The organism is Streptomyces sp. DSM 106670 (genome assembly GCF_055792845.1).
In genome coordinates this window covers 6619639-6639851 of record NZ_CM147704.1, presented here as the reverse complement: position 1 = coordinate 6639851, position 20213 = coordinate 6619639, and the positions used below count along the sequence as shown (strand labels likewise).

Sequence of the window (20213 nt, the reverse complement as noted above, 5' to 3'; positions counted from 1 at the left end):
AATGTTAATCAAGGAGCTGGTGGAGATTCTTACCACGGTCTCGGCCCGCGTCAACCGGCGAAACGATTTTGCGACAACCGCCGAGGGCATTCATTTAGTCACCGCGGAAGGAACCTTTTGACGACCGTCACGGATGATGGACCGGGGCAACCTCTTGCGGCGAGAACGCGAGGAGCAGGCCGCCGGTGGCCGGATGGGTCAGATGCGTGCAGGTGACTCCGAAGACGGTCCGGACCAGCTCGGGGGTGAGGACCTCCGCGGGCGGGCCGCCCGCGACGATCCGCCCGCGGTGCAGGACGTAGAGCCGGTCGCAGTAGGCGGCCGCGAGATTGAGATCGTGCAGCACACACAGCGTCGCCCGCCCGAGATCGCGTACGAGTTCCAGGAGTTCGAGCGCCGCGTACACGTCGAGATGGTTGGTCGGTTCGTCGAGGAGCAGAAGTGGGCTCTCCTGGGCGAGCGCACGGGCCACCAGAGCCCGCTGCCGCTCACCGCCGGACAGGGTGGAGAGCCTGCGGGTACGGTGCTCCGCCAGCCGGACCCGTTCCAGCGCGGCGGTGATCGCCCCGTTTCCACGGCCGATGGTCGACTCGAAGGTCCGCAGCCACGGTCCGCGCCCCATGGCCACGACCTCCTCCACGGTGAAGTCGAAGTCCGGAGCGCTGTCCTGGGCGACGAGCGCGGCACGCCGGGCGACCTCGCGCTGGCCGAGCGTCGTCACGTCGTCGCCGGAGAGCGCGACGCGGCCGGCGAACGGGTCGAGCGCGCGGTAGACCGTACGCAACAGCGTGGTCTTGCCACTGCCGTTGGGGCCGACGAGGCCGACGCGTTCGCCGTCCTCGACGGTGAGATCGCAGTCCGCGACGATCGGGACGGAACCGATCCGGACGCCGACGCCGGACAGGGAAAGTCTCATGACGCCTCCGAACGTCGCAGCAGCCACAGGAAGACCGGCGCGCCGAGCACGGCGGTGACGATCCCGATGGGGAGTTCCTCGGGACGGACGAGAACACGGCAGAGCACATCGACGACGACGAGGTAGATCGCGCCGACCAGCATGGCGATGGGGAGCAGCCGGCGGTGGTCCGGGCCGACGACCAGGCGTACGAGATGGGGAACGATGAGTCCCACGAAGCCGATTCCGCCGGACACGGCGACCAGGACGCCGGTCAGGAGGGAGGCGGTGACCAGGAGGCGGATGCGGACGCGGTGCACGGAGACGCCGAGCGAGAGCGCCGCGTCGTCACCGGCCGCGAGTGCGTTGAGGGTCCGGGTCTGCACCATCAGATGGACGCCGACGACCAGCACGGCCGCGGCGGGCAGCGCCAGGTTGGTCCACGACGACTCCGACAGGGAGCCCAGCAGCCAGAACAGCACCGAGTGCGCGGCGTCCGCGTTGCCGCTGCGGAAGATGACGAAGCTGGTGGCGCCGCTGAACAGATAGGAGAGCGTCACCCCGGCGAGGATCAGCCGGCTCGGGATGACCCGGCCGGCGCGGCGCGACAGTGCGAGGACCGCGGTCATCGCGACGAGCGCTCCGACGAAGGCCGCGGCCGATGTCGACAGACCGGCCACCGCCGCCGACCCGAGGGTGATCGCGACGGAGGCCATCAGCCCGGCGCCGGCGGAGACGCCGAGCACATAGGGGTCGGCGAGCGGATTGCGTACGGTCGCCTGCAGCGTGACACCGACGACGGCGAGCCCGGCGCCGACGGCGGCGGCCAGCAGCACACGCGGCAGCCGCAGGTTCCACACGATCTGGTCGTCCATGACGCTCGCGGAGGTCCCGGTGCCGATCAGGTGGCCGCCGATGACCTCGGTGACGGTCTCCAGCCGCACACCGACGGATCCCACCGACACGGCCACGCAGACCGTGACGAGGAGGAGGACGAACAGCAGCGGTGCGACGACGGTCAGGGGGACATGCCGACCGCCGCGCCGTGGGGCCGGCCGGCTGCCGCCCCGCGAAGGCCCTGCGTCACCGGTGACGGTGGGGGCGGGTGATTGCTTGTGCATCGCGGACCTTACTGGGAGCGGGACGTGCTCGGGTGCAGGAAGCTCGCTATCTCGGTGACGCCCGCCACCGGCCGCGTACTGCCGCGCGCGCCGGTCTTGGCCGCGTCGATCACGAGGACCCGTCCCTCCTTGACCGCGTCGACGGTGGGGAAGGTGCGGTTCAGGAACGCGACCGCGTCGTTGCGGCCCTTCGTCGTCGCCGTGAAGTTGTCCACGATGACGGCCCGGGGGTTGCGGGCGACGATCTGTTCGGCGCTGACCGGGGCGAACTGCCCCGGCAGATCGGCGAAGACGTTCTGCCCGCCCGCCCGTTCGAGCACGTCGTTCGCGAGGCCTCCGGTGGTCACATAGAGCTGGCCGGCGACCTGGGAGATCTCGGCGACCTCGCTCCTGGGCTGCTGCGCGGTCCGCCGGCGTACGTCGTCGAGGCTGCCGCGCAGCTCGTCCCGTAACGCCTTCGCGCGCGCCTCCACACCGAAGATGGTGCCGAGTTGGCCGAGGTCGGTGTCGAGCGCGTCGAGCCCGGAGGTGTCCGCGCTCAGGTCCGCCGCACAACCGCCGCCGACCACATAGGTGGCGATGCCCAGCTTCTCCAGCTCGGCGATGCTCGGACTGCCCAGCTTGCCGGAGACCTTCTCGACCTGATCGGTGATCAGGAGATCGGGCTTGGCCGCGATCAGCGCCTCGACGCTCGGATTGCGCGTCCCGAGGCTCGGCAGCTTCGCGAGACGCTCCTTCAGCTCGGGCGCGGGGGCGGACTCACCGCGGGTCTTGGCGACGATCCGGTCGCCGACGTCCAGCGCGAACAGGGTGTCGGCGATGGCGTCCGTGGTGATCGCCACGCGCTTCGGGGCCCGGTCGAGCTCGACGGTGCGACTACAGGACTCGAAGGTGATTCCGCTCGCCCCGCTCTCCTCGCGCGGGCCCGTGTCGGCGCCTGAGCACCCGGTCGCTCCGAGCGCCGTGAGCGCGACGAGGGCGCTGAACGCGGCCCGGGTCCGGTGCGGAGCCGCACGTGGTCCGCGGCCGGCCGACGGGTGGTCGAAGTGCGGCTGGAACATGAAGAGGCGTTCCCTTCGGTGACGGTCATGAGGGGTATCTCCGGGCGCTGCACACATTATTGAATGAGCCTCAGTCGCCATGTTAGGGTACCCTAATGAAACCTTCAACATCGCAGACTCCGGGGCTGGCGGGACCCGGCGCGTTACTGCGCTTGCTCGCTCCGATCCGGACCTCACTCGTCATCTGCGCGATCCTGTCGAGCCTGAGTGCGGCGGCGGGCATCGTGCCCTACATCGCGGTCGCCGAGATCGCCCGCCTCATGCTCGACAACCCCGCGGAGTCGCACACCGCCATCTGGACCTGGGTCGGCATCGGCGCGGCGGGCGGGGGCGCCTGGCTCGTCCTGTTCGTCCAGTCCTCCCGGGTGGGGCACTACGCGGACGCGGCGATCCTGCACGACGTGCGCGTGCAGATCGTGACCCACCTCGGCAAGCTGCCCCTCGGCTGGTTCCGCGCCGCGGGCTCGGGCAAGGTCAAGCGAGCGATGACGGGTGACCTGGAGGAGATGCACGAGGTCATCGCGCACGCCCTGGGGCAGTTGGTCGGGGCGACCACCGTGATGGTCGTCGCGACGGGCTATCTGCTCCTCGTCGACGTGCGCATGGCGTTCGTCGTGCTGGGCGTGCTGCTCCTGATGGGGATCTTCTTCCGTATCTCGATGCGGTCCATGACGACCCATATGAACCGGCTGGTCGCCGCCGACGCGCGGATCAGCGCCGCCAGCGTCGAGTACGCCGACGGAATCCAGGTGGTGAAGACGTTCGGCACCGGGGGCCGGGTGCTGCGCCGCTTCGACGACGCCGTGGACGAGCACACCCAGGCGTTCGCGGCCTGGGTCGCCGAGGTGCGCCACAGCTCCGCGGCCTCGCGGCTGTTCGGCTCGGAGATGGCCGTCCTCACCGCCGTGGCGGCCGCCGGTCTGTTCCTCGTCGACCGCGGGTCGCTCGGCGTCGCGGATCTGGTGGCGTTCCTGGTGGTCGCCATCGGACTGCCCAACTCCATCCTTCCCGCCGTGACCGCCGCCCAGGGGGTGCGCAAGGGCCGGATGGGCGCGGCCAACATCGAGCGGCTGCTGGCCCGTACGCCGCTGCCGGAGCCCGAGGAGCCGCGGCTGCCCGGCGGCCACGGTGTCGAGTTCGACCGGGTCTCCTTCTCCTACGACGGGGTGACCAACGCGGTCGAGGAGATCAGCGCCGTCTGTCCGCCGGGCCGGGTGACCGCGATCGTGGGTCCGTCGGGCGCCGGCAAGACGACGCTCGCCAGCCTGCTGCCGCGCTTCTACGAGGTGACGGAGGGGTCGCTCAGGATCGGCGGGGTGGACGTGCGCTCGATCCCGTCCGCGAAACTGCTGGCGTCGATGTCCCTGGTCTTCCAGGACGTCGCCCTGCTGCGGGACAGCGTGGCGGAGAACATCCGCATCGGCAGGCCAGGCGCGAGCGACGCCGAGGTCCGCGCGGCGGCGGAGGCGGCGCACATCCACGAGGTCATCGAGAGCATGCCCGACGGCTACGACACGCTGCTCGACGCGGGCGGCGGCAGCCTGTCCGGCGGTGAGCGCCAGCGGCTGACGATCGCGCGGGCGATCCTCTCCGGGGCGCCGATCGTCGTCCTGGACGAGGCGACGGCCGCGCTGGACGCCGACAGCGAGTCGGCGGTCCAGGAGGCGCTGGCCAACCTCGCGGTGGGCAAGACGGTGATCGTGATCGCCCACCGGCTGCACACCATCGCGGGCGCCGCCCAGATCCTCGTACTGGAGAACGGACGCCTGGTCGAACAGGGCCGCCACGAAGAACTGCTCGCGCGCGACGGGCTGTACGCCCGGATGTGGGCGGCACAGGAAGGGGTGCTCGCGTGATCCGCCGCCTTTACCGGCTCTGGCCCAACCCGAAGCTGCTGGCCCGGCTGTGGCTGCTCACCGCGGGGCAGGCCGTCCTGCAGGGCCTGCTGCTGGCGCTGCTCATCCCGATCCTGGACGCCGTCGTGCGCCCCGAACCGGACGTCGGAGCGGCCACACCGTGGCTGGTGCTCGGCGCGGCCGGCGCGGTGCTGTACGCGGTGCTCAGCATCGTCGCCACCCCGGTGGGCTTCGCGGCGGCGGGCGCGCTCGCGGCGCAGCTGCGGCGGCGGTTGATGCGCCATGTGAGCACGCTGACGCTGGGCTGGTTCACCGCCGAGCACAAGGCCCGGCTCGCCCGCGGGGTGACCGCGGACGTGGGCAGCGCCGCGCATCTGGCGGTGACCATCGGCGGCCCCGTGATCACCTCGACGCTGCTGCCCGCGACGGTCGTCGTCGTGACGTTCACGGTCGACTGGCGGATGGCGCTGCTGCTGTGCGCGATCGCGCTGGTCGCCTACATCGCCCTGCAACGGGCCGCGCGGATCTCCGAGATCGCCGAGATCGAGCTGGAGCGGGCGGCGGCCGGGGTCGCCAGCCGGGCGATCGAGCTCGGCCAGGCCCAGCCGGTGCTGCGTGCCGCCGGTCACGCCGAGGGCACGCCCCGGATGCGCGCCGCGCTGGAGGACCACCGCGAGACCTACCGGGAGGGCATGCGCCGCGCGCGGCAGCCGTTCTTCGTCTACACCGGTGTGATCATGGCCGGGTTCGTCGCGGTGCTCGCGCTGACCGCCGAGCTCATGCTCAGCGGACGTATCGACGCCGCCAGGGCGATCGTGCTGCTCGTGCTGGCCGCCCGTTTCCTGGAGCCGCTCGGCAACCTCATCGAACTCATCGGCGCCCTGCGCGCGTTGCGCAACCAGATCGCGCGGATCGAGGAGCTGCTGTCCACCCCCGCGCTGCCGGTTCCGGCCGAGCCGGTGCGCCGGATCGCCGAGGCCGACGTCGAGTTCTCGAACGTCACCTTCACCTACCCGGGCGGCGACACCCCCGCCCTCAAGGAGGTGTCGCTGCACTGCCCGCCGGGCACCACCACCGCCCTGGTCGGACCGTCGGGGTCCGGGAAGACGACGGCGACCCGGCTCATCGCCCGGTTCTTCGACATCGATTCCGGAGAGCTGCGCGTCGGTGGCGTCGATGTGCGCGAACTCGACCCGGCCACCTTGCTCGACGAGATCGCCATCGTCTTCCAGGACGTCTACCTCTTCGACGACACCATCGAGGACAATCTGCGCCTGGCGCGCCCCGACGCGACCTGGGACGAGCTGAAGGAGGCGGCCACCGCGGCGCGGCTCGACGAGGTGATCGAGCGTCTGCCGGCCGGCTGGCAGACCCGGGTGGGCGAGGGCGGCGCGCAGCTGTCGGGCGGCGAACGTCAGCGGGTCGCGATCGCCCGCGCGATGCTCAAGCGGGCTCGTATCGTCCTCGTCGACGAGGCCAGCTCGGCTCTCGACCCGGAGAACGAGGCCGCGATCACCCGGGCCATCGCCAACCTCGGCGCCGACCCCGGCCGTACGGTGATCGTGATCGCCCATCGCCCCGCCACCCTGGCCGCCGCGGACCATGTGGTCGCGCTCGACGACGGCCGGGTCGTAGAGGCGGGCACGCGGGACGAACTGCTGCTCACGGGCGGCACATTCGCGCGTCTGAGCTCACAGTACGAGCAGGCACGTCACTGGCGGATCGCCGATGTGAGTTCCTGACCACCGGTACCGGTACCGGTCACGGACCCGCTTTGCTGTCGGCGATCCGCACACGAGGGTCGTCGGCAGCCCGGCCCGTGCCACGGCTCTCGGGCCGCGTCGCTCAGGTCTCGGTGCGCAGGTAGCGGTGTGCGAGGTCGGTGATGTCGGCGATGAGCTCGTCGGCCAGCCGGTCGATGTCCTCGGCCTCGTGGTGCAACAGCGCATGGGTGGCCCCGTACCAGGCGCTGTAGATCAGAATCGCCGCCATCGCGGGGTTCGGGGCGTCCGCCGGCGGGTTCGGCCGCTCGGTGATGAGTCGCCGGAACGCTTCGACATGCGCGTTCTCGGGGCTGACCTGAATCTCCGTCGTGGCGTTGATCGGAGTGTGGCCGTACAACACGTCGTGCAGTTCGGCGTGTTCCAGATAGACGCGGACCGCGTCGCTGAGCCAGGCGTCCACGCGTCCGACCCAGTCGTCGGCGGGCAGTTTCCGCACCGCCTCGTGCTGTCGCTCGACCAGTCGGTCGATGAAGCGGGCCTGTACGGCGAGCATGAGGTCGCGTTTGGAGCTGAAGTGCAGATAGAAGGTGCCGATCGCGACACCCGCGCGCTCCGTGATCTCATCGATCCGGGCAGCGTCGATGCCCCGCTCGGCGAACACCCTCTCGGCCGCGTCCATGAGGTCGGCGCGCCGCTCCTCGGCGGGTTTGGTTCGCGGGCGGCCAGGGGTAGCTCGGCGGCGCACACTCATTTCACGGATTCTACGGGGTGGGCAGGGGCGGGAAAGCGGTGGGGTGACTCCCCTCTTGTCTTGTGCAATGTCACACCGTACATTGCGAGTTCCGGTCCACGGTCGAGGAGGAGCGAGCATGACGGATGCGCGTCGGGGGCAGATCGTGGCCGATGAGCCGGACGAGAACAGGGCGCGGAAGAACGGCCTGTACGGGGAGGTGAGCAGCGAGCTCGCCGAGAACATGAGGCAGGGCTGGGCGGACACCGAGCGCCATGACCTCGAACCCGTGGCGCAGGCGGCGTACACCGCGCGCCGCCGGGCGGCGCTCTCCGCCCGGTTCCCCGGTGAACTCCTGGTGATCCCCGCCGGAAACCCGAAGGTCCGCGCCAACGACACGAACCATCCGTTCCGGCCGTCCTCCGACTACGTCCATCTGACGGGCGACCAGTCGCAGGACTCCGTACTGGTCCTGGAGCCCGGCCCGGTCGGCGAGCACCGGGCCATCGCCTGTCTGCTCCCCCGGTCCGACCGCGAGAACGGCGAGTTCTGGCGCGACTACCACGGTGAGCTCTGGGACGGCCGCTGCAACAGCCTCACCGAGAACGAGCGGCTTCTCGGCCTGCCCTGCCGCGACGTCCGCACCCTCACCGAGCGGCTCGCCACGGCCACCGGCCCGATCCGGCTGCTGCGCGGCCACGACGCGGACGTCGACGCCGCCCTCGCCGACAGGGTGACCGCCGAGCGCGACACCGAGTTCCGCGCCGCGCTGTCCGAACTGCGCCTGATCAAGGACGCGTTCGAGATCGCCGAGCTGCGCCACGCCTGCCGGGCGACCGTCCGTGGCTTCGAGGACGTGGTGCGCGCCCTCGGCACGGACACACCGACCCCGGAGCGGGTCGTCGAGGGCACCTTCCGGATGCGGGCGCGGATCGAGGGCAACGACGTCGGTTACGCGTCGGTCTGCGCGGCGGGACCGCACGCCACGACCCTGCACTGGGGCCGCAACGACGGCGAGGCCCGCCCGGGCGAGCTGCTGCTCGTCGACGCCGGGGTGGAGAGCCGCAACCTCTACACCGCCGACGTCACCCGGACGCTGCCGGTCGACGGCCGCTTCACGCCGGTCCAGCGCCGGGTGTACGACGCGGTGTACGCGGCGCAGTCGGCCGGCATCGCCGTGGTCCGGCCCGGCGCGAAGTACCGGGACTTCCACCATGCCGCCCAGCGGGTGCTGGCCGAACACCTTTCTTCCTGGGGCCTGTTCGGCGGGCGGGCGGTGGACGAGGCGTACGGACTGGGGCTGCACCGGCGCTGGACGCTGGCCGGCACGGGGCACATGCTCGGCCTGGACGTCCACGACTGCGCGAAGGCCCGCACCGAGCTGTACGTGGACGGGACGCTGGCGGCGGGCATGGTGCTCACCGTGGAGCCGGGCCTGTACTTCCAGCCGGACGACCTGACCGTACCCGAGGAGCTCCGCGGCATCGGTGTGCGGATCGAGGACGACTTCCTGGTCACCGAGGACGGCAACGAGAACCTCTCGGCCGGCCTTCCGCGGGCCGCCGACGAGGTGGAGGCGTGGATGGCCCGGCTGCGGGGCTGACGACGGGGCGACCGGACGACGGGAACGGGCTCATGACCCGGCCGCCTGATGACACGGTGCCGGATGACGGGAAGGCGTGCGATGGAACAGCGGGACGGCTCGCGCGGGGCCAGGAACCACGACCTTCGGACACCGGCCGTGGTCGCCGAGGTCTTTCGGCAGGGGTGGGCGGACACGGACCGGAGGCTCCCGCCCGTCTCCGGGGCCGCGAGCGCGGCCGGGCGGCGTGCGGCGGTGTCCGAGCGGTTCCCCGGCGAGCGGATCGTCGTCCCGGCGGGCGGGCTCAGGACCCGCAGCAACGACTTCGACTACGCCTTCCGGCCGCATTCCGCGTTCATCCATCTCACCGCCGAGCAGGGGACGTCGGCGGTGCCGGACAGTGTGCTCGTCCTCGAACCCACCGGCAGCGGGCACGAGGTCACCCTGTTCACCCGGCCGCGGTCACCGCGCGACGCGGGTCCGTCCGGGGCGGAGTTCTACAGCGACCGGCAGCACGGCGAGTTCTGGGTCGGCCGCCGCCGCACCCTCCGGGAGACCTCCGACGCCCTCGGCGTCGACGCGGCCGCCCGGGACGGCCTGGAGCGGGCGCTCGGCGGCGGCGTCCCGACCCGGGTGGTGCGCGGCACGGACGCGTTCGTCGATGCGCTGGTCCCGCCGTCCGCACCGGCCGACGCCGAACTGCTGTCGTTCCTGTCGGAGTTGCGGCTGGTCAAGGACGAGTGGGAGATCGAGCAGCTGCGCGCCGCCGTGGGGCACACGGTCGCCGGCTTCCACGACGTCGTCGGCGAACTGCCCCGCGCCACCCGCCTCGCGCGGGGTGAGCGGTGGGTCGAGGGCACCTTCAACCGGCGCGCGCGGCTGGAGGGTTACGGCCTGGGATTCGAGACGATCGCGGCGGCCGGCGCGCACGCGTGTGTACTGCACTGGATGCACAACGACGGTCCGGTACGGGAAGGGGAGCTGCTCCTGCTGGACGCGGGTGTCGAGGCGGACTCGTTCTACACGGGGGACGTCACCCGGACGCTGCCGGTCGGCGGCCGTTTCACGGATGTCCAACGCCGTGTGTACGACCTGGTGTTCGCCGCCCAGTCGGCCGGCATCGCGGCCCTGCGGCCCGGTGCGCCGTACGGCGCGTTCCACGACGCCGCGACGCGCGTCATCGCCGACGGGCTGGACGCCTGGGGCCTGCGGCCCGGCGGCGGGGCGATCCCGTACGAGTCCGGTCTGTACCGCCGCTACACCGTCTGCGGCACGGGCCACATGCTCGGCCTGGACTGCCACGACTGCGCGGCCGCCCGCAGCGAGACGTATCCGGGCGGTGTGCTGGAGGAGGGCCATGTGCTCACCGTGGAGCCCGGGTTGTACTTCCAGCCCGACGATCTGACCCTTCCCGAGGAGCTGCGCGGCATCGGGGTGCGGATCGAGGACGACTTCGTCATCACGGCCGAGGGCGCGCTGTGTCTGTCGTCGGGTCTGCCGCGCGGTGCGGACGAGATCGAGGCGTGGATGGACACTTCTCGGTGACACCATCGGGGCGCTGAACGGCGTCCGGACACGCCGTATTGGCTCAATAACCTGCTTTTTTCGCACACTTGTGATCGAGGTCAGGCCACCTTTGTGCGGTCGGTGCGCAGATTTTTCAGAGATTCCCCCATCCGGAGGAGCGCACTACGGCATAGGATCATGCCGCGCGCCCCTGGGGCCTCTGTTGCCCCACCAGCATCGCTGACCCCGTCAGCATGTCCTTACCGACACCCCCACAACCCGTTAACAGGTATCTGAGTGTCACCGATATTCGAGCCCGGTTCCGGCCACGGAGCCGCGCAGTGAAAATCAATCGTCGCCTCGTACTCCTCGTCACCGCACCGCTCACCGTCGCCGTCGCCTTCTCTGTTCTCGCCCTCGCACCGGCGACGAACCAGGCGCTCCAGGCAGGCCGGCTGACCTCGATGGTCGACGCCGCCGACGGAGCGAGCGAGCTGGCCCACCAGTTGCAGCGTGAGCGGGCGGCGGCCACCGCCCTGATCTCCGAACAGGGGGACGCGGAGGCCTTCCGGATACGTACGAACGCCACCGACAAGAGCATCGCCATGTTCCGCGGCCGGACCAAGGGTCTCTCCTCGGTACCCGGCAGCGCCCAGGGCGCCCTGGACCGGATCGAGCGCTTCATCGAGGAGATGCCCGGGCTGCGCGCCCAGGTGCGCTCGGGAAGCAGCACCGTCTCCGCGCTCGCCTTCGGCTATCGGATCGTGATCGCCGACCTCAACAGCTACCGCGACGGCATCGCGCAGGCGGACGGCGTCGACGCCGACATCGCCGACCGCATCCGTGCCGCGGCCGCCCTGTCCGAGGCCGCCGAGCACACCGCCCAGCAGCAGGTCACCGTGGCGAGAGCCCAGGCCGCGGGCGGTTTCACGACCGCCTCGCAGCGGACCTTCGACGCCGGCCGGATGGGCTACACCGAGTCGATCGGCGTCATGTTCGACCTCGGGCCCGGCGAATGGCGGACCTGGCTGGAGCGCACCCTCTCCGGGACGAAGGCGCTGGAGGCCCGCCGGCTGGAGGACGAGATCGGGCGCACGGGCACCGGCAAGGACATCACGGTCACCCCCGAGGAGTGGCAGAAGGCCGCCAACGACCGGCAGGAGCTGCTGCGTTCGGTGGAGAAGCGGGTCGACGCCGCCGTCTACGCCCAGGTATCCGACGTACGCACCACCCTCGTCTGGACGGCCGGCGCGGAGGTCGCGCTGGTGCTCCTGACCCTGGTCGGCGTCGTCGTCGTCGCGATCCGCCTGGGCCGCGTCATGATCCGGCGGCTGCGCGATCTGCGCAACGCCGCGCACGAGGTCGCCCACTCCGGACTGCCCGCCGTGATGACCGAGCTGTCCCGGCCCGGCGCCCTGCGCGGCGCGACGCCCGAGGAGGTGGCCCGGCGGACCGGCGACCCGGTCAGGACCACGGGCCAGGACGAGATCGGCGAGGTCGGTGAGGCGTTCAACGCCGTCCACCACGAGGCCGTCCGCCTGGCCGCGCAACAGGCACAGGCGCACGAGCAGTTGGCCGAGACGCTGGTCGGGGTCGCGCGCCGGGGAGCCCGGCTGACCTCGGTCATGGTGTCCGAGCTGGACACCGTGCAGCGCGACGAGGCCGACCCCGTACGGATGAAGACCCTCTTCGCTCTCGACCACCTCGCGGTCCGCATGGAGCGCAATACCAACAACCTGCTGGTGCTGGGTGGTTACGGCAACGCCCGGGTGCGGTCCGCCGATGTCGGGTGCTCCACCGTCATCGTGGCCGCCGCCCAGCAGATCGAACGGTTCGACCGGGTCTCGCTCGGCGTGATCGAGTCGGGGATCGGCGTCACCGCCCGCGCCGTGCACGACGTGGCGCACATCCTGGCGGAGCTGCTCGACAACGCGACCCGGTACTCGCCCCCGGACAAGCAGGTCGGGGTCGCCGTCTGGCGGCTGTGGGACCGGGCGGTCGTGCAGATCGTCGACGAGGGCGTGGGCATCACGGCGGAGCGCCGCGCGGTCCACAACGCCGCGCTGCGCGAACCGCAGGCGGGCATCGGCGACGTACGGTCCATGGGTCTGCATGTGGTGGCACGGCTCGCCGCGCGCCATGGCATCGTTGTCGAGCTGCGCGACTCCTCGGGCCCCGGCACCATCGCCGAGGTCACGCTGCCCGCGAAGGTGCTGGCCCTGGACTTCAAGGAGGACCAGGGGCCGTCGCAGGTCGGGCCCGGCAGCCATGCCGGCTACGAGGCGCCGCGCCCGATCACACCGCCGGGGCCGAGCGGTCGCCGGCAGCCCACCGCGGCGGACGCGCGGCCCGGCCACGGGGGCGCCCCGGTCGGCTCGGGGGTCATCGGCCGTGAACGTGGGCACGACACCGCGCCCACCGCCGTGCCCACGCGTGAGCACGACACGGCGTCCGCACCCGCGTCCGCACCCATGGGTGAGCGGGGGCACGACACCGCTCCCGCACCGCATCCCGTGCACGACGAGCCGGCGTCGCGGGTCGCCGGGGTCAGTTCCTCCGGGCTGCCGGTGCGGCAGCGCAGAACACCTCAGCAGTGGCCCGCCGGGGGCAAGCGGACCGGCACCGAACAGCGGCCCGGCACCGGTGCTCCGCGGCCGTCGCCCCGCCGCCGGGATTCCCGGCAGGTCTCCGACGTACTGGCGGCCTACGCCCAGGGGATCAACCGGAGCACGAACCACCGGGGGCGTTCCGCCCCGGACGACAACACCGAACGGACCGAGAAATGACCACCTCCTCCGACCTGAGCTGGATCCTGAGCGATTTCGCCGGGCGTATCCCGGAAGTCACCCAGGCGATAGCGGTGTCCGTGGACGGACTCGCGCTGGCGTACGCCGGCGTGGAACGCGACGACGCCGAGCGGCTGGCCGCCATCGCGTCCGGCATCGTCAACCTGCTTTCCGCTGCTGCACAGTTGACCCAGACCGACCCCGTGGAGCACAGCCTCACCGCGATGGAGGGCGGCTACATGTTCTCGATGGCCGTCTCCAGCGGCGCCTCGCTGCTCGTGACCACCACCAGGGACGCGGACATCGGCGAGGTCAGCTACATGATGTCCGAACTGATCAACCAGGTCGGTGACTCGCTGTCCCCCCAGGTCCGCGACGCGAGCCTGCCGCCCGCGCGCTGACCTGCGGCCCGGCCTCCCCCGACCGGGACCCCTCGATCCTGCCGCCCCCCGCCCCGCCCGCTGTCCCTCCACCCCTGATGAGAGCCCTCATGTTCCCCTTCGCCCCATCGAGTCCCCGCCACCGCAGATTCCGTCCCGTCGGCGCCGCCGCCCTCGCCCTCGGCCTCGCGGCCGTCACCGGGTGCAGCGGCGACAGCGGCTCCTCCGACGACACCGTGAAGGTCGGCCTGGTGGCCTCCCTGTCGGGCACGTACGAGCCGGTCGGCACGGAGCTGCGGGACGGCTTCAAGCTGTATCTGGACACCCACGGCAACAAGCTGGGCGGCCGCAAGGTCGAGCTCATCGTGGCGGACGAGGGCGACGGCCCGCCGACCGCCGTGCCCGCGGCCACCAAGCTGGTCAAGAAGGACAAGGTCGACGTGTTGACGGGCCTCGTCGGCGGCGGCTCGGTCAACGCGGTGCTGCCCCTGACCCAGCAGGCGAAGATCCCCTTCCTGGGGTCGAACGCCCGGCCGCCGGTCAAGGACATCGAGTACGTGTGGACGACGAGCTTCCTGTCCGACGAGCCGGGCAGGGCCATCGCTCCGTACATCAAGGAGAAGGTCGACGGCCCGGTCTACGCGATCGGCCCGGACTACCAGGGCGGTTACGACGAACTCCGCGGCTTCACCGATGAGTTCAAGCGGGTGAAGGGGAAGCTCGCCAACCCGGACGGCAAGACCACCTGGACGCCGTTCCCGAAGACGACCAACTTCATGCCGTACTTCGCGGAGATCGCCAAGACGGACGCCAAGGCGGTGTACTGCTTCTACGCCGGCAAGGCCGCGATCGACTTCGCCAAGCAGTACGCCCAGTCCGACATCGCCGATCTGCCGCTGTACACGGCGTTCGTCACCGAGGGCAGCGTGCTCCAGGCCCAGGGTCCCGCGGCGAAGGACATCTACTCCGTCCTGAACTACGCGGCCGACCTCGACAACGAGGCGAACCGCAAGTTCGCCGCCGACTGGACCGCGGAGCACGACACCCAGCCCACCACCTACGCGATGTCGTCGTACGACGCGGCCGCCGTGCTGGACAAGGCGATCGCCGACGCGGCGAAGGACGGCGACGTGACGCCGCAGACCATCAACAAGGCCATCGCGGGTCTCGGCCAGATCGACAGTCCGCGCGGCGCCTGGGAGTTCGGCGACAAGGCGCACTCGCCGGTGCAGACGTGGTACCTGCGCCAGGTGCGGCCGGACGGCTCCCAGCTGGCCAACGTCATGGTCCAGGACCTGGCGACGCTCGGCAGCTGACATGGATCTCCTGGATGCCCACCTCGTGCCGGCGGTGGACGGAGTGGCCTTCGGGCTGCTGCTGTTCGTGGTCGCCGCCGGTCTGAGTCTCGCCTTCGGCACGGCGGGTGTGCTGAATCTGTCGCACGGCACGCTGTACGCGATCGGCGCCTACACCGGGGCCGAGCTGAGCGACGGGACCTGGGGCGGGCTCGCCCTCGGTCTGGCCGCCGGAACCGCCGCGGCGTGCGTCGCCGGGGCGGGGCTGTCCGCCGCGACGGCTCCGCTCGCCCGGCGTGGGCATCTCGCGCAGGCACTGCTGACGTTCGGGCTCGCCCTGATCGGCGGTGATCTGCTGATCCAGTTCTTCGGGGCGGACGAACTCCCCGTACGCGTACCCGAGGCGCTCGACTCCTCGGTGACGCTGCTGGGGCACCGCTACCCCGCCTACCGGCTCTGCTTCATCGTGATGGCCGTGCTGCTCGCCGCGTTCGGCACCTGGGTGCTGACCCGGACCCGGATGGGCGCCGCGGTACGGGCCGCCGCCGACGATCCGCAGATGCTCGCGGCCACCGGGCTCAGCCCCCGGGCGGTGCACACCGGCGTCCTCGCGGCGGCGGGTGCGCTGGCCGGGGCGGCGGGTGTGCTCGGGGCGCCGATCATCGGCCCCGGGCCCGGCACGTCCGAGAACGTGCTGATGCTGTCCCTCGTGGTGGTCGTGCTCGGCGGGCTGCGCTCGCTGTGGGCGACCTTCTTCGCGGCGGTCGCCGTGGGCGAGGTGCAGACGCTGGGCGTCTCGCTGGCGCCCGAGCTGGCGCCGTATCTGCTCTTCGCCGCGATGGCGGCGGTGCTGGTGCTGCGCTCCCGCTTCGCGGAACCGGCGACGGGCCACGGCCCCGAGGGCCCTGCCACGGACCCGGTCGCCCGGCTGCGGGGCGCTCTCGCGGCCCGGCTGCGACGGCCGTCGGGCGGTGCGGCACGGTCGGCGAAGGCAGCGGCGAAGGCGTCGGAGGCGGACCGGGGCCGGGGTCAGGACCGGGCCCCGGACCGGAGCGCCACGGCGCCCCGAGCGGGCGGGAACCGGGTGCCGGCGTGGGTCGGCCGGCTGCCGGGCAGGGCCGCGTGGTGGCAGGCGGCTCCGCTGCTCGTGCTGCTCGCGGTGCTGATCGCGCTGCCGGCCCTGCTCGACGCGTACAGCATCTCGCTGGCCGGTTCCGCGCTGGCCCTGGGGCTGCTCGCGGTCAGCGTCACCATCCTCACCGGTTACGCCGGGCTGCCCACCCTCGGGCAGACCGCTCCGTTCGCCGTGGGCGCGTACGCCACGGCGAACCTCGCGGACGCCGGGTGGACCGTGGGCCCTGTCCAGATAGTCCTCTCGGCGCTCGCCGCCGCCGTCTTCTCGGCGGTGGTGGGGCCGGCGGTGATCCGGGCCCGTGGCACCACCGTCCTGATGATCACGCTGGCCATCGGCGAGCTGACCGGTGCGGTCGTCAACCAGCTCAAGTCCGTGACCGGCGGCGCCGACGGTCTCGTCGGCTTCCCGGCCACGCAGGCGCTCTGGGGCGGGGAGGGGATGCTGGCGGAGAGCGAGCTGTACAACTACGCCCTGGTCGTCGCCGTCGTCGCCGTGGCCCTCACCCTGCTCGTCCTGCGTTCCCCGGCGGGGAAGCTGCTGACGGGCACCCGGGGCGCCGAGGCGCGGATGCGCGCCTCGGGGCATCCGGTGGGGCGCTATCTGCTGGTGGCCCACATCTGCGCGGGCGCGCTGGCCGGAGTGGGCGGTTCGCTGATGGTGACCGTCCAGCAGTACCTCTCCCCCGCCGACGTCGGGTTCGAGATCGCCGCGTTCGCCCTGCTGGCGGTGGTCATCGGCGGTACGACCTCGGTGATCGGCGCACTGCTGGGCGCCGGGCTCATCGTCGCCACCCGGGACTGGGTCGCCGGTTCCTGGCCCGGCCACGGGCCGCTGCTGCTCGGCGTGCTCTTCGTCGCCACGGTGTACGTGCTGCCGCGCGGTCTCGCGGGTCTGCGCGGAAAATCCGGCGGCGGCAGCGGGCCGTCCTCCGACGCGCCCCGGCCGCCGGACCGGCCGACGCCCGTTCCCACCTCGGCCCCCGCCGGGAAGGTCTCCCCATGACACCCGAACCGACCACCGCGGCACCGGCATCCGCCCCCGCCGCGACCGCCCCGCCGCCCGTGCTGGACCTCACCCGGCTCACCCGCCGCTACGGCACGCTCACCGCCGTCGACGATGTCAGCCTCCGGCTTCCGGCGGGCGCCCGGCACGCCGTCATCGGCCCCAACGGCGCCGGCAAGACCACCCTGCTCAACCTCATCGCGGGCACGGACCGGCCCGACCACGGCACGATCGCCCTCGACGGCGCCGACATCACCCGTACGTCCACCGCCAGGCGCAGCCGTCTCGGCATCGCCCGCAGCTTCCAACAGCCATCCGTGATAGCGGAGTTGTCGGTGCTGGACAATGTCGTCCTGGCCGGCTGGCCGCACCATCCGAAGCGGCGCGGGGCGTGGCGCAGCCCGTCCCGCTACCGGCAGCACACCGAGTCCGCGGGCCGCCATCTGGAGACCGTGGGACTGGCGGACCTCGCCCGTCGCCCGGCCTCCACGCTCTCGCACGGGCAGCGCCGCATGCTCGACCTCGCCGCCGCGCTGGCGGGCGCGCCCCGGCTGCTGCTCCTGGACGAGCCCGCGGCCGGACTGACCGACGGCGACATCGGCCGGCTGCTCGGCATCCTCGGCGGTCTGCCGGCGAGCGTGGCGGTCATCCTGGTGGAGCACCATGTCGAGGTGGTCGCCCAGATCGCCTCAACGGTCACGGTGCTGGCCGCCGGGAAGGTGCTCGTCACCGGCGGGACCCAGGAGGTGCTGGCGCACCCCGAGGTCCGCGACGCGTACCACGGCACCGGCTCGACGGCAGCGGTCGGCGAAGCGGATCGCGTCACCGAAGCGGCGCCCGTCACCGAAGCGAGAGGATGACCGTCCCCCGATGCTCGAACTCACCGGCCTGACCGCGGGCTACCACGGCGGCACCGTCCTCCACGCGCTCGACCTGTCGGTGTCCGCCGGCACGGTCCATGCCGTCGTCGGTCACAACGGCGCCGGCAAGACCACCCTCGTCCACACCGTCGCCGGGCTGATGCGCCCGAGCGCCGGAACCGTCACCCTGGACGGCCGTGAGGTGACGGGCCGGCCCGCGCACCGGATCGCCCGCGCCGGGATCGGGCTCGTACCGCAGGGCCGCCGGGTGTTCGCCGGGCTCACCGTCGAGGAGCACCTGCGGCTGTCCTACCGTCCGCCGCGCCGCGGCGACACGACGCGCCCCAGCGTGTGGACCCCCGCGCGGGTCCTGGAGCTGCTGCCCCGGCTGGGCGAGCGCCGGGGCAACCGGGGTACGGATCTCTCCGGCGGCGAGCAGCAGATGCTGGCGCTGGCCCGCGCGTTGCTCGGCTCGCCACGGGTGCTGCTGCTCGACGAGCCGACCGAGGGCCTCGCGCCGGTCCTCGTCCGGCAGGTCCACGAACTGGTAACGACGCTGGCGGCCGAGGGCATCGCCGTCCTGCTGGTGTCGCCCAGCCCCGCCCAGGCCGCCGAGTGCGCCCGTACGCTCACGGTCCTCACCTCGGGGCGGGTGACGCTGCGCATGTCCGGTGCGGACGCCCGCGCCGATGCCTCCGCGCTGCACGCGGCGCTGGAGCTGGCCCCGACGGCGGCCTGAGACACGACGGCCGTACGGGCACGAGCGCGGTACGGGCACGAGCGCGGTACGGGCACGAGCGCGGTACGGGCACGGGTGCGACGACCCCCGCGGGGTCACCGCACCCGTGCCGCGCGCACGCCGCGCCTACCCGGCCTTCATGCTGTGGCCGCCGAAGCCGCTGCGCCGGTCGGAGCCCTTGTTCTGGTCCTGCCACCACGTGTCGAACTCGGCCTGGCCCATGGCGGACCAGTCCGGGGTGTTCTCGACCTGCGCGTCGCCCATCCGGCGGGCGAGCGCGACCATGGCGGATCCGACGGGCCCGCGCCCGGCGTCGTAGCTCTCCAGGACCTCCTTCCAGCTGCTCCCGGCCTTCCAGGCGGCCTCCAGCGCGGTGGCGTCCTGGAGCGCCTTCACGCTGCCGCCGCCGATGTGCGGGCGGGCCACGCTGGCGGCGTCACCGACGAGCACCATCCGCCCGGAGGTGTAGTGCGGCACCTCCAGGTCGTAGATGGGCTGGATGAAGGTGGTGTCGGCGGGGGTGCGGAGCACCCTGGAGGCCCAGTACGGCGGGAAGTTGTCGGCGACCAGGGCCCGAAGACGCGCGGTGAGCTCGGAGTTGAGCCGGCCCGGCGGCAGCGAGGTGGGGGTCCGCAGGTCGGGGTGGAGACCGTCGGCCTGCGGCGGCGCGGTGTAGAGCACCCAGTTGAGCCGGTGGCCGCCGACGCCGTCCGGGATGCGGTAGATCATGCAATGACCGCCGGGGAAGACGATGTTGTGCGCGTCGTTGCCGTCCGACGGAAGGTCCGCGACGTCCGACGAGGTCCCGCGCCAGCCGATGTATCCGGCGTACGTGGCGTCCGCGCCGGGGAACATGGCCTCGCGGACGACGGAGCGGTATCCGTCGGCCCCGATCACCACGTCGAAGTGCTCCTCGTACCCGTCCGCGAGCCGCAGCGTCACCCCGTCGGCGTCCGGCTCCACCCCGGTGACCACCGCACCGGACCGGTAGGTGACCTCCTCGGGCACCCGGCGGCGCAGCTCGCTCCACAGCGAGCCCCAGCTGTAGGCCCGGAAGGGGAACGGCTGCTCGCCGACGGCCCGGCCGTGGTCGGCCTCGCCGTCGCGCACGCTCCACACCCGCCGGGTCAGCGGCGCCCAGGGCATCTCCGGCGCGACGTACCCGGCCTCCCGCAGCTCCTCGTACCGGTCGCTCTGGAGGGCGATGCCCACCCCTCTGTCCCGGAGCCGGTCGTCGGCGCGCTCCAGGACGGTGACCCGCTCCGCTCCCCCGCGCGACGCGGCCAGGGCCGCGGCACACCCCGCTATGCTGCCGCCGACCACGGCGACACTGCCTCCACGCATGACTGGCGCTCCACTCACTCGGTGTTCCGGCTGTTCCGGCCGCCCGGCGGACGCGCTTCTCGCGGCGGCGCGGCAGGGCGTAAATCGCCCTGTTTCATGACCTGTTGACCGGCCCATGACCTGAGGTCAGGGCCGGACCGGATCCTATCGGGCGAGGAGCGCCCGGCCCCGGGCGGTGCGTGTCCGGCCGACGGGCC

At 72.2% G+C, this 20213-nt stretch carries 15 protein-coding genes; 10 read left to right on the top strand and 5 right to left on the bottom strand.

The annotated features are described in order from the left end of the window. Positions 1-127 precede the first annotated feature (127 nt). The 3 genes from ACSMXR_RS29455 to ACSMXR_RS29445 are packed head-to-tail and all read right to left on the bottom strand — an operon-like array spanning position 128 to position 3077. Positions 128-916, bottom strand: a complete 789-nt coding sequence (locus ACSMXR_RS29455) for an ABC transporter ATP-binding protein (protein WP_381793720.1) — start codon at positions 914-916, stop codon at positions 128-130. After that, positions 913-2016: a FecCD family ABC transporter permease gene (locus ACSMXR_RS29450; RefSeq protein WP_137230430.1), complete on the bottom strand. Its 1104-nt coding sequence runs from the start codon at positions 2014-2016 to the stop codon at positions 913-915. Before ACSMXR_RS29450 ends, ACSMXR_RS29455 begins: the two co-directional genes overlap by 4 nt. Before the next feature lie 8 nt (positions 2017-2024). Further along, positions 2025-3077 (bottom strand): ABC transporter substrate-binding protein, encoded by a 1053-nt coding sequence (locus ACSMXR_RS29445; protein ID WP_473170261.1) that lies wholly within the window; start codon positions 3075-3077, stop codon positions 2025-2027. Between the two features lie 152 nt (positions 3078-3229). On the opposite strand from ACSMXR_RS29445, the gene ACSMXR_RS29440 reads away from it, so the two are divergent. Together ACSMXR_RS29440 and ACSMXR_RS29435 are read left to right on the top strand one after the other, a co-directional pair. Next, positions 3230-4933, top strand: a complete 1704-nt coding sequence (locus tag ACSMXR_RS29440) for an ABC transporter ATP-binding protein (RefSeq protein ID WP_364882268.1) — start codon at positions 3230-3232, stop codon at positions 4931-4933. Beyond that, entirely contained in the window at positions 4930-6675 is a 1746-nt protein-coding gene (locus ACSMXR_RS29435) for an ABC transporter ATP-binding protein (protein WP_137230424.1), read from the top strand. The genes ACSMXR_RS29440 and ACSMXR_RS29435 overlap by 4 nt, the downstream gene beginning before the upstream one ends. A gap of 103 nt (positions 6676-6778) precedes the next feature. Here the strand turns inward: ACSMXR_RS29435 and ACSMXR_RS29430 are convergent, their stop codons facing one another. Beyond that, the gene (locus ACSMXR_RS29430) at positions 6779-7408 is read right to left on the bottom strand and encodes a TetR/AcrR family transcriptional regulator (protein ID WP_137230422.1); all 630 of its coding nucleotides are present in this window, start codon (positions 7406-7408) and stop codon (positions 6779-6781) included. 118 nt (positions 7409-7526) lie between these two features. Between ACSMXR_RS29430 and ACSMXR_RS29425 the strand changes: the two genes are divergently transcribed. From ACSMXR_RS29425 to ACSMXR_RS29390, 8 genes are all read left to right on the top strand, one after another. After that, positions 7527-8990 carry an aminopeptidase P family protein gene (locus ACSMXR_RS29425; RefSeq protein WP_473170260.1) on the top strand — a complete coding sequence of 488 codons (1464 nt, stop codon included), beginning with the start codon at positions 7527-7529 and terminating at the stop codon, positions 8988-8990. 81 nt (positions 8991-9071) lie between these two features. Then, on the top strand, positions 9072-10514 hold the full coding sequence (locus ACSMXR_RS29420) for an aminopeptidase P family protein (RefSeq protein ID WP_473170259.1): 1443 nt from the start codon (positions 9072-9074) through the stop codon (positions 10512-10514). Positions 10515-10816: 302 nt separating this feature from the next. After that, on the top strand, positions 10817-13261 hold the full coding sequence (locus ACSMXR_RS29415; RefSeq protein WP_473170258.1) for a sensor histidine kinase: 2445 nt from the start codon (positions 10817-10819) through the stop codon (positions 13259-13261). Continuing rightward, positions 13258-13662, top strand: a complete 405-nt coding sequence (locus ACSMXR_RS29410; RefSeq protein ID WP_030079793.1) for a roadblock/LC7 domain-containing protein — start codon at positions 13258-13260, stop codon at positions 13660-13662. Before ACSMXR_RS29415 ends, ACSMXR_RS29410 begins: the two co-directional genes overlap by 4 nt. Before the next feature lie 89 nt (positions 13663-13751). Next, positions 13752-14957: an ABC transporter substrate-binding protein gene (locus tag ACSMXR_RS29405; RefSeq protein ID WP_137230414.1), complete on the top strand. Its 1206-nt coding sequence runs from the start codon at positions 13752-13754 to the stop codon at positions 14955-14957. Position 14958: 1 nt separating this feature from the next. Then, complete coding sequence (locus ACSMXR_RS29400; protein WP_473170257.1) at positions 14959-17073, top strand: branched-chain amino acid ABC transporter permease; 2115 nt, start codon at positions 14959-14961, stop codon at positions 17071-17073. Further along, complete coding sequence (locus tag ACSMXR_RS29395; RefSeq protein WP_473170256.1) at positions 17070-17933, top strand: ABC transporter ATP-binding protein; 864 nt, start codon at positions 17070-17072, stop codon at positions 17931-17933. Before ACSMXR_RS29400 ends, ACSMXR_RS29395 begins: the two co-directional genes overlap by 4 nt. A gap of 10 nt (positions 17934-17943) precedes the next feature. Then, on the top strand, positions 17944-18672 hold the full coding sequence (locus ACSMXR_RS29390) for an ABC transporter ATP-binding protein (RefSeq protein WP_137230408.1): 729 nt from the start codon (positions 17944-17946) through the stop codon (positions 18670-18672). Between the two features lie 126 nt (positions 18673-18798). Here the strand turns inward: ACSMXR_RS29390 and ACSMXR_RS29385 are convergent, their stop codons facing one another. Beyond that, a complete protein-coding gene (locus ACSMXR_RS29385; protein WP_218524402.1) occupies positions 18799-20016 on the bottom strand; it encodes an FAD-dependent monooxygenase in 1218 nt (405 codons plus the stop codon). Positions 20017-20213 lie beyond the last annotated feature (197 nt).

Coding starts and splice junctions, on each gene's coding strand:
- ACSMXR_RS29450 (WP_137230430.1), bottom strand. CDS start 2,016: ATGCACAAGCAATCACCCGCCCCCACCGTCACCGGTGACGCAGGGCCT.
- ACSMXR_RS29405 (WP_137230414.1), top strand. CDS start 13,752: ATGTTCCCCTTCGCCCCATCGAGTCCCCGCCACCGCAGATTCCGTCCC.
- ACSMXR_RS29420 (WP_473170259.1), top strand. CDS start 9,072: ATGGAACAGCGGGACGGCTCGCGCGGGGCCAGGAACCACGACCTTCGG.
- ACSMXR_RS29445 (WP_473170261.1), bottom strand. CDS start 3,077: ATGTTCCAGCCGCACTTCGACCACCCGTCGGCCGGCCGCGGACCACGT.
- ACSMXR_RS29425 (WP_473170260.1), top strand. CDS start 7,527: ATGACGGATGCGCGTCGGGGGCAGATCGTGGCCGATGAGCCGGACGAG.
- ACSMXR_RS29410 (WP_030079793.1), top strand. CDS start 13,258: ATGACCACCTCCTCCGACCTGAGCTGGATCCTGAGCGATTTCGCCGGG.
- ACSMXR_RS29430 (WP_137230422.1), bottom strand. CDS start 7,408: ATGAGTGTGCGCCGCCGAGCTACCCCTGGCCGCCCGCGAACCAAACCC.
- ACSMXR_RS29400 (WP_473170257.1), top strand. CDS start 14,959: ATGGATCTCCTGGATGCCCACCTCGTGCCGGCGGTGGACGGAGTGGCC.
- ACSMXR_RS29395 (WP_473170256.1), top strand. CDS start 17,070: ATGACACCCGAACCGACCACCGCGGCACCGGCATCCGCCCCCGCCGCG.
- ACSMXR_RS29385 (WP_218524402.1), bottom strand. CDS start 20,016: ATGCGTGGAGGCAGTGTCGCCGTGGTCGGCGGCAGCATAGCGGGGTGT.
- ACSMXR_RS29455 (WP_381793720.1), bottom strand. CDS start 916: ATGAGACTTTCCCTGTCCGGCGTCGGCGTCCGGATCGGTTCCGTCCCG.
- ACSMXR_RS29390 (WP_137230408.1), top strand. CDS start 17,944: ATGCTCGAACTCACCGGCCTGACCGCGGGCTACCACGGCGGCACCGTC.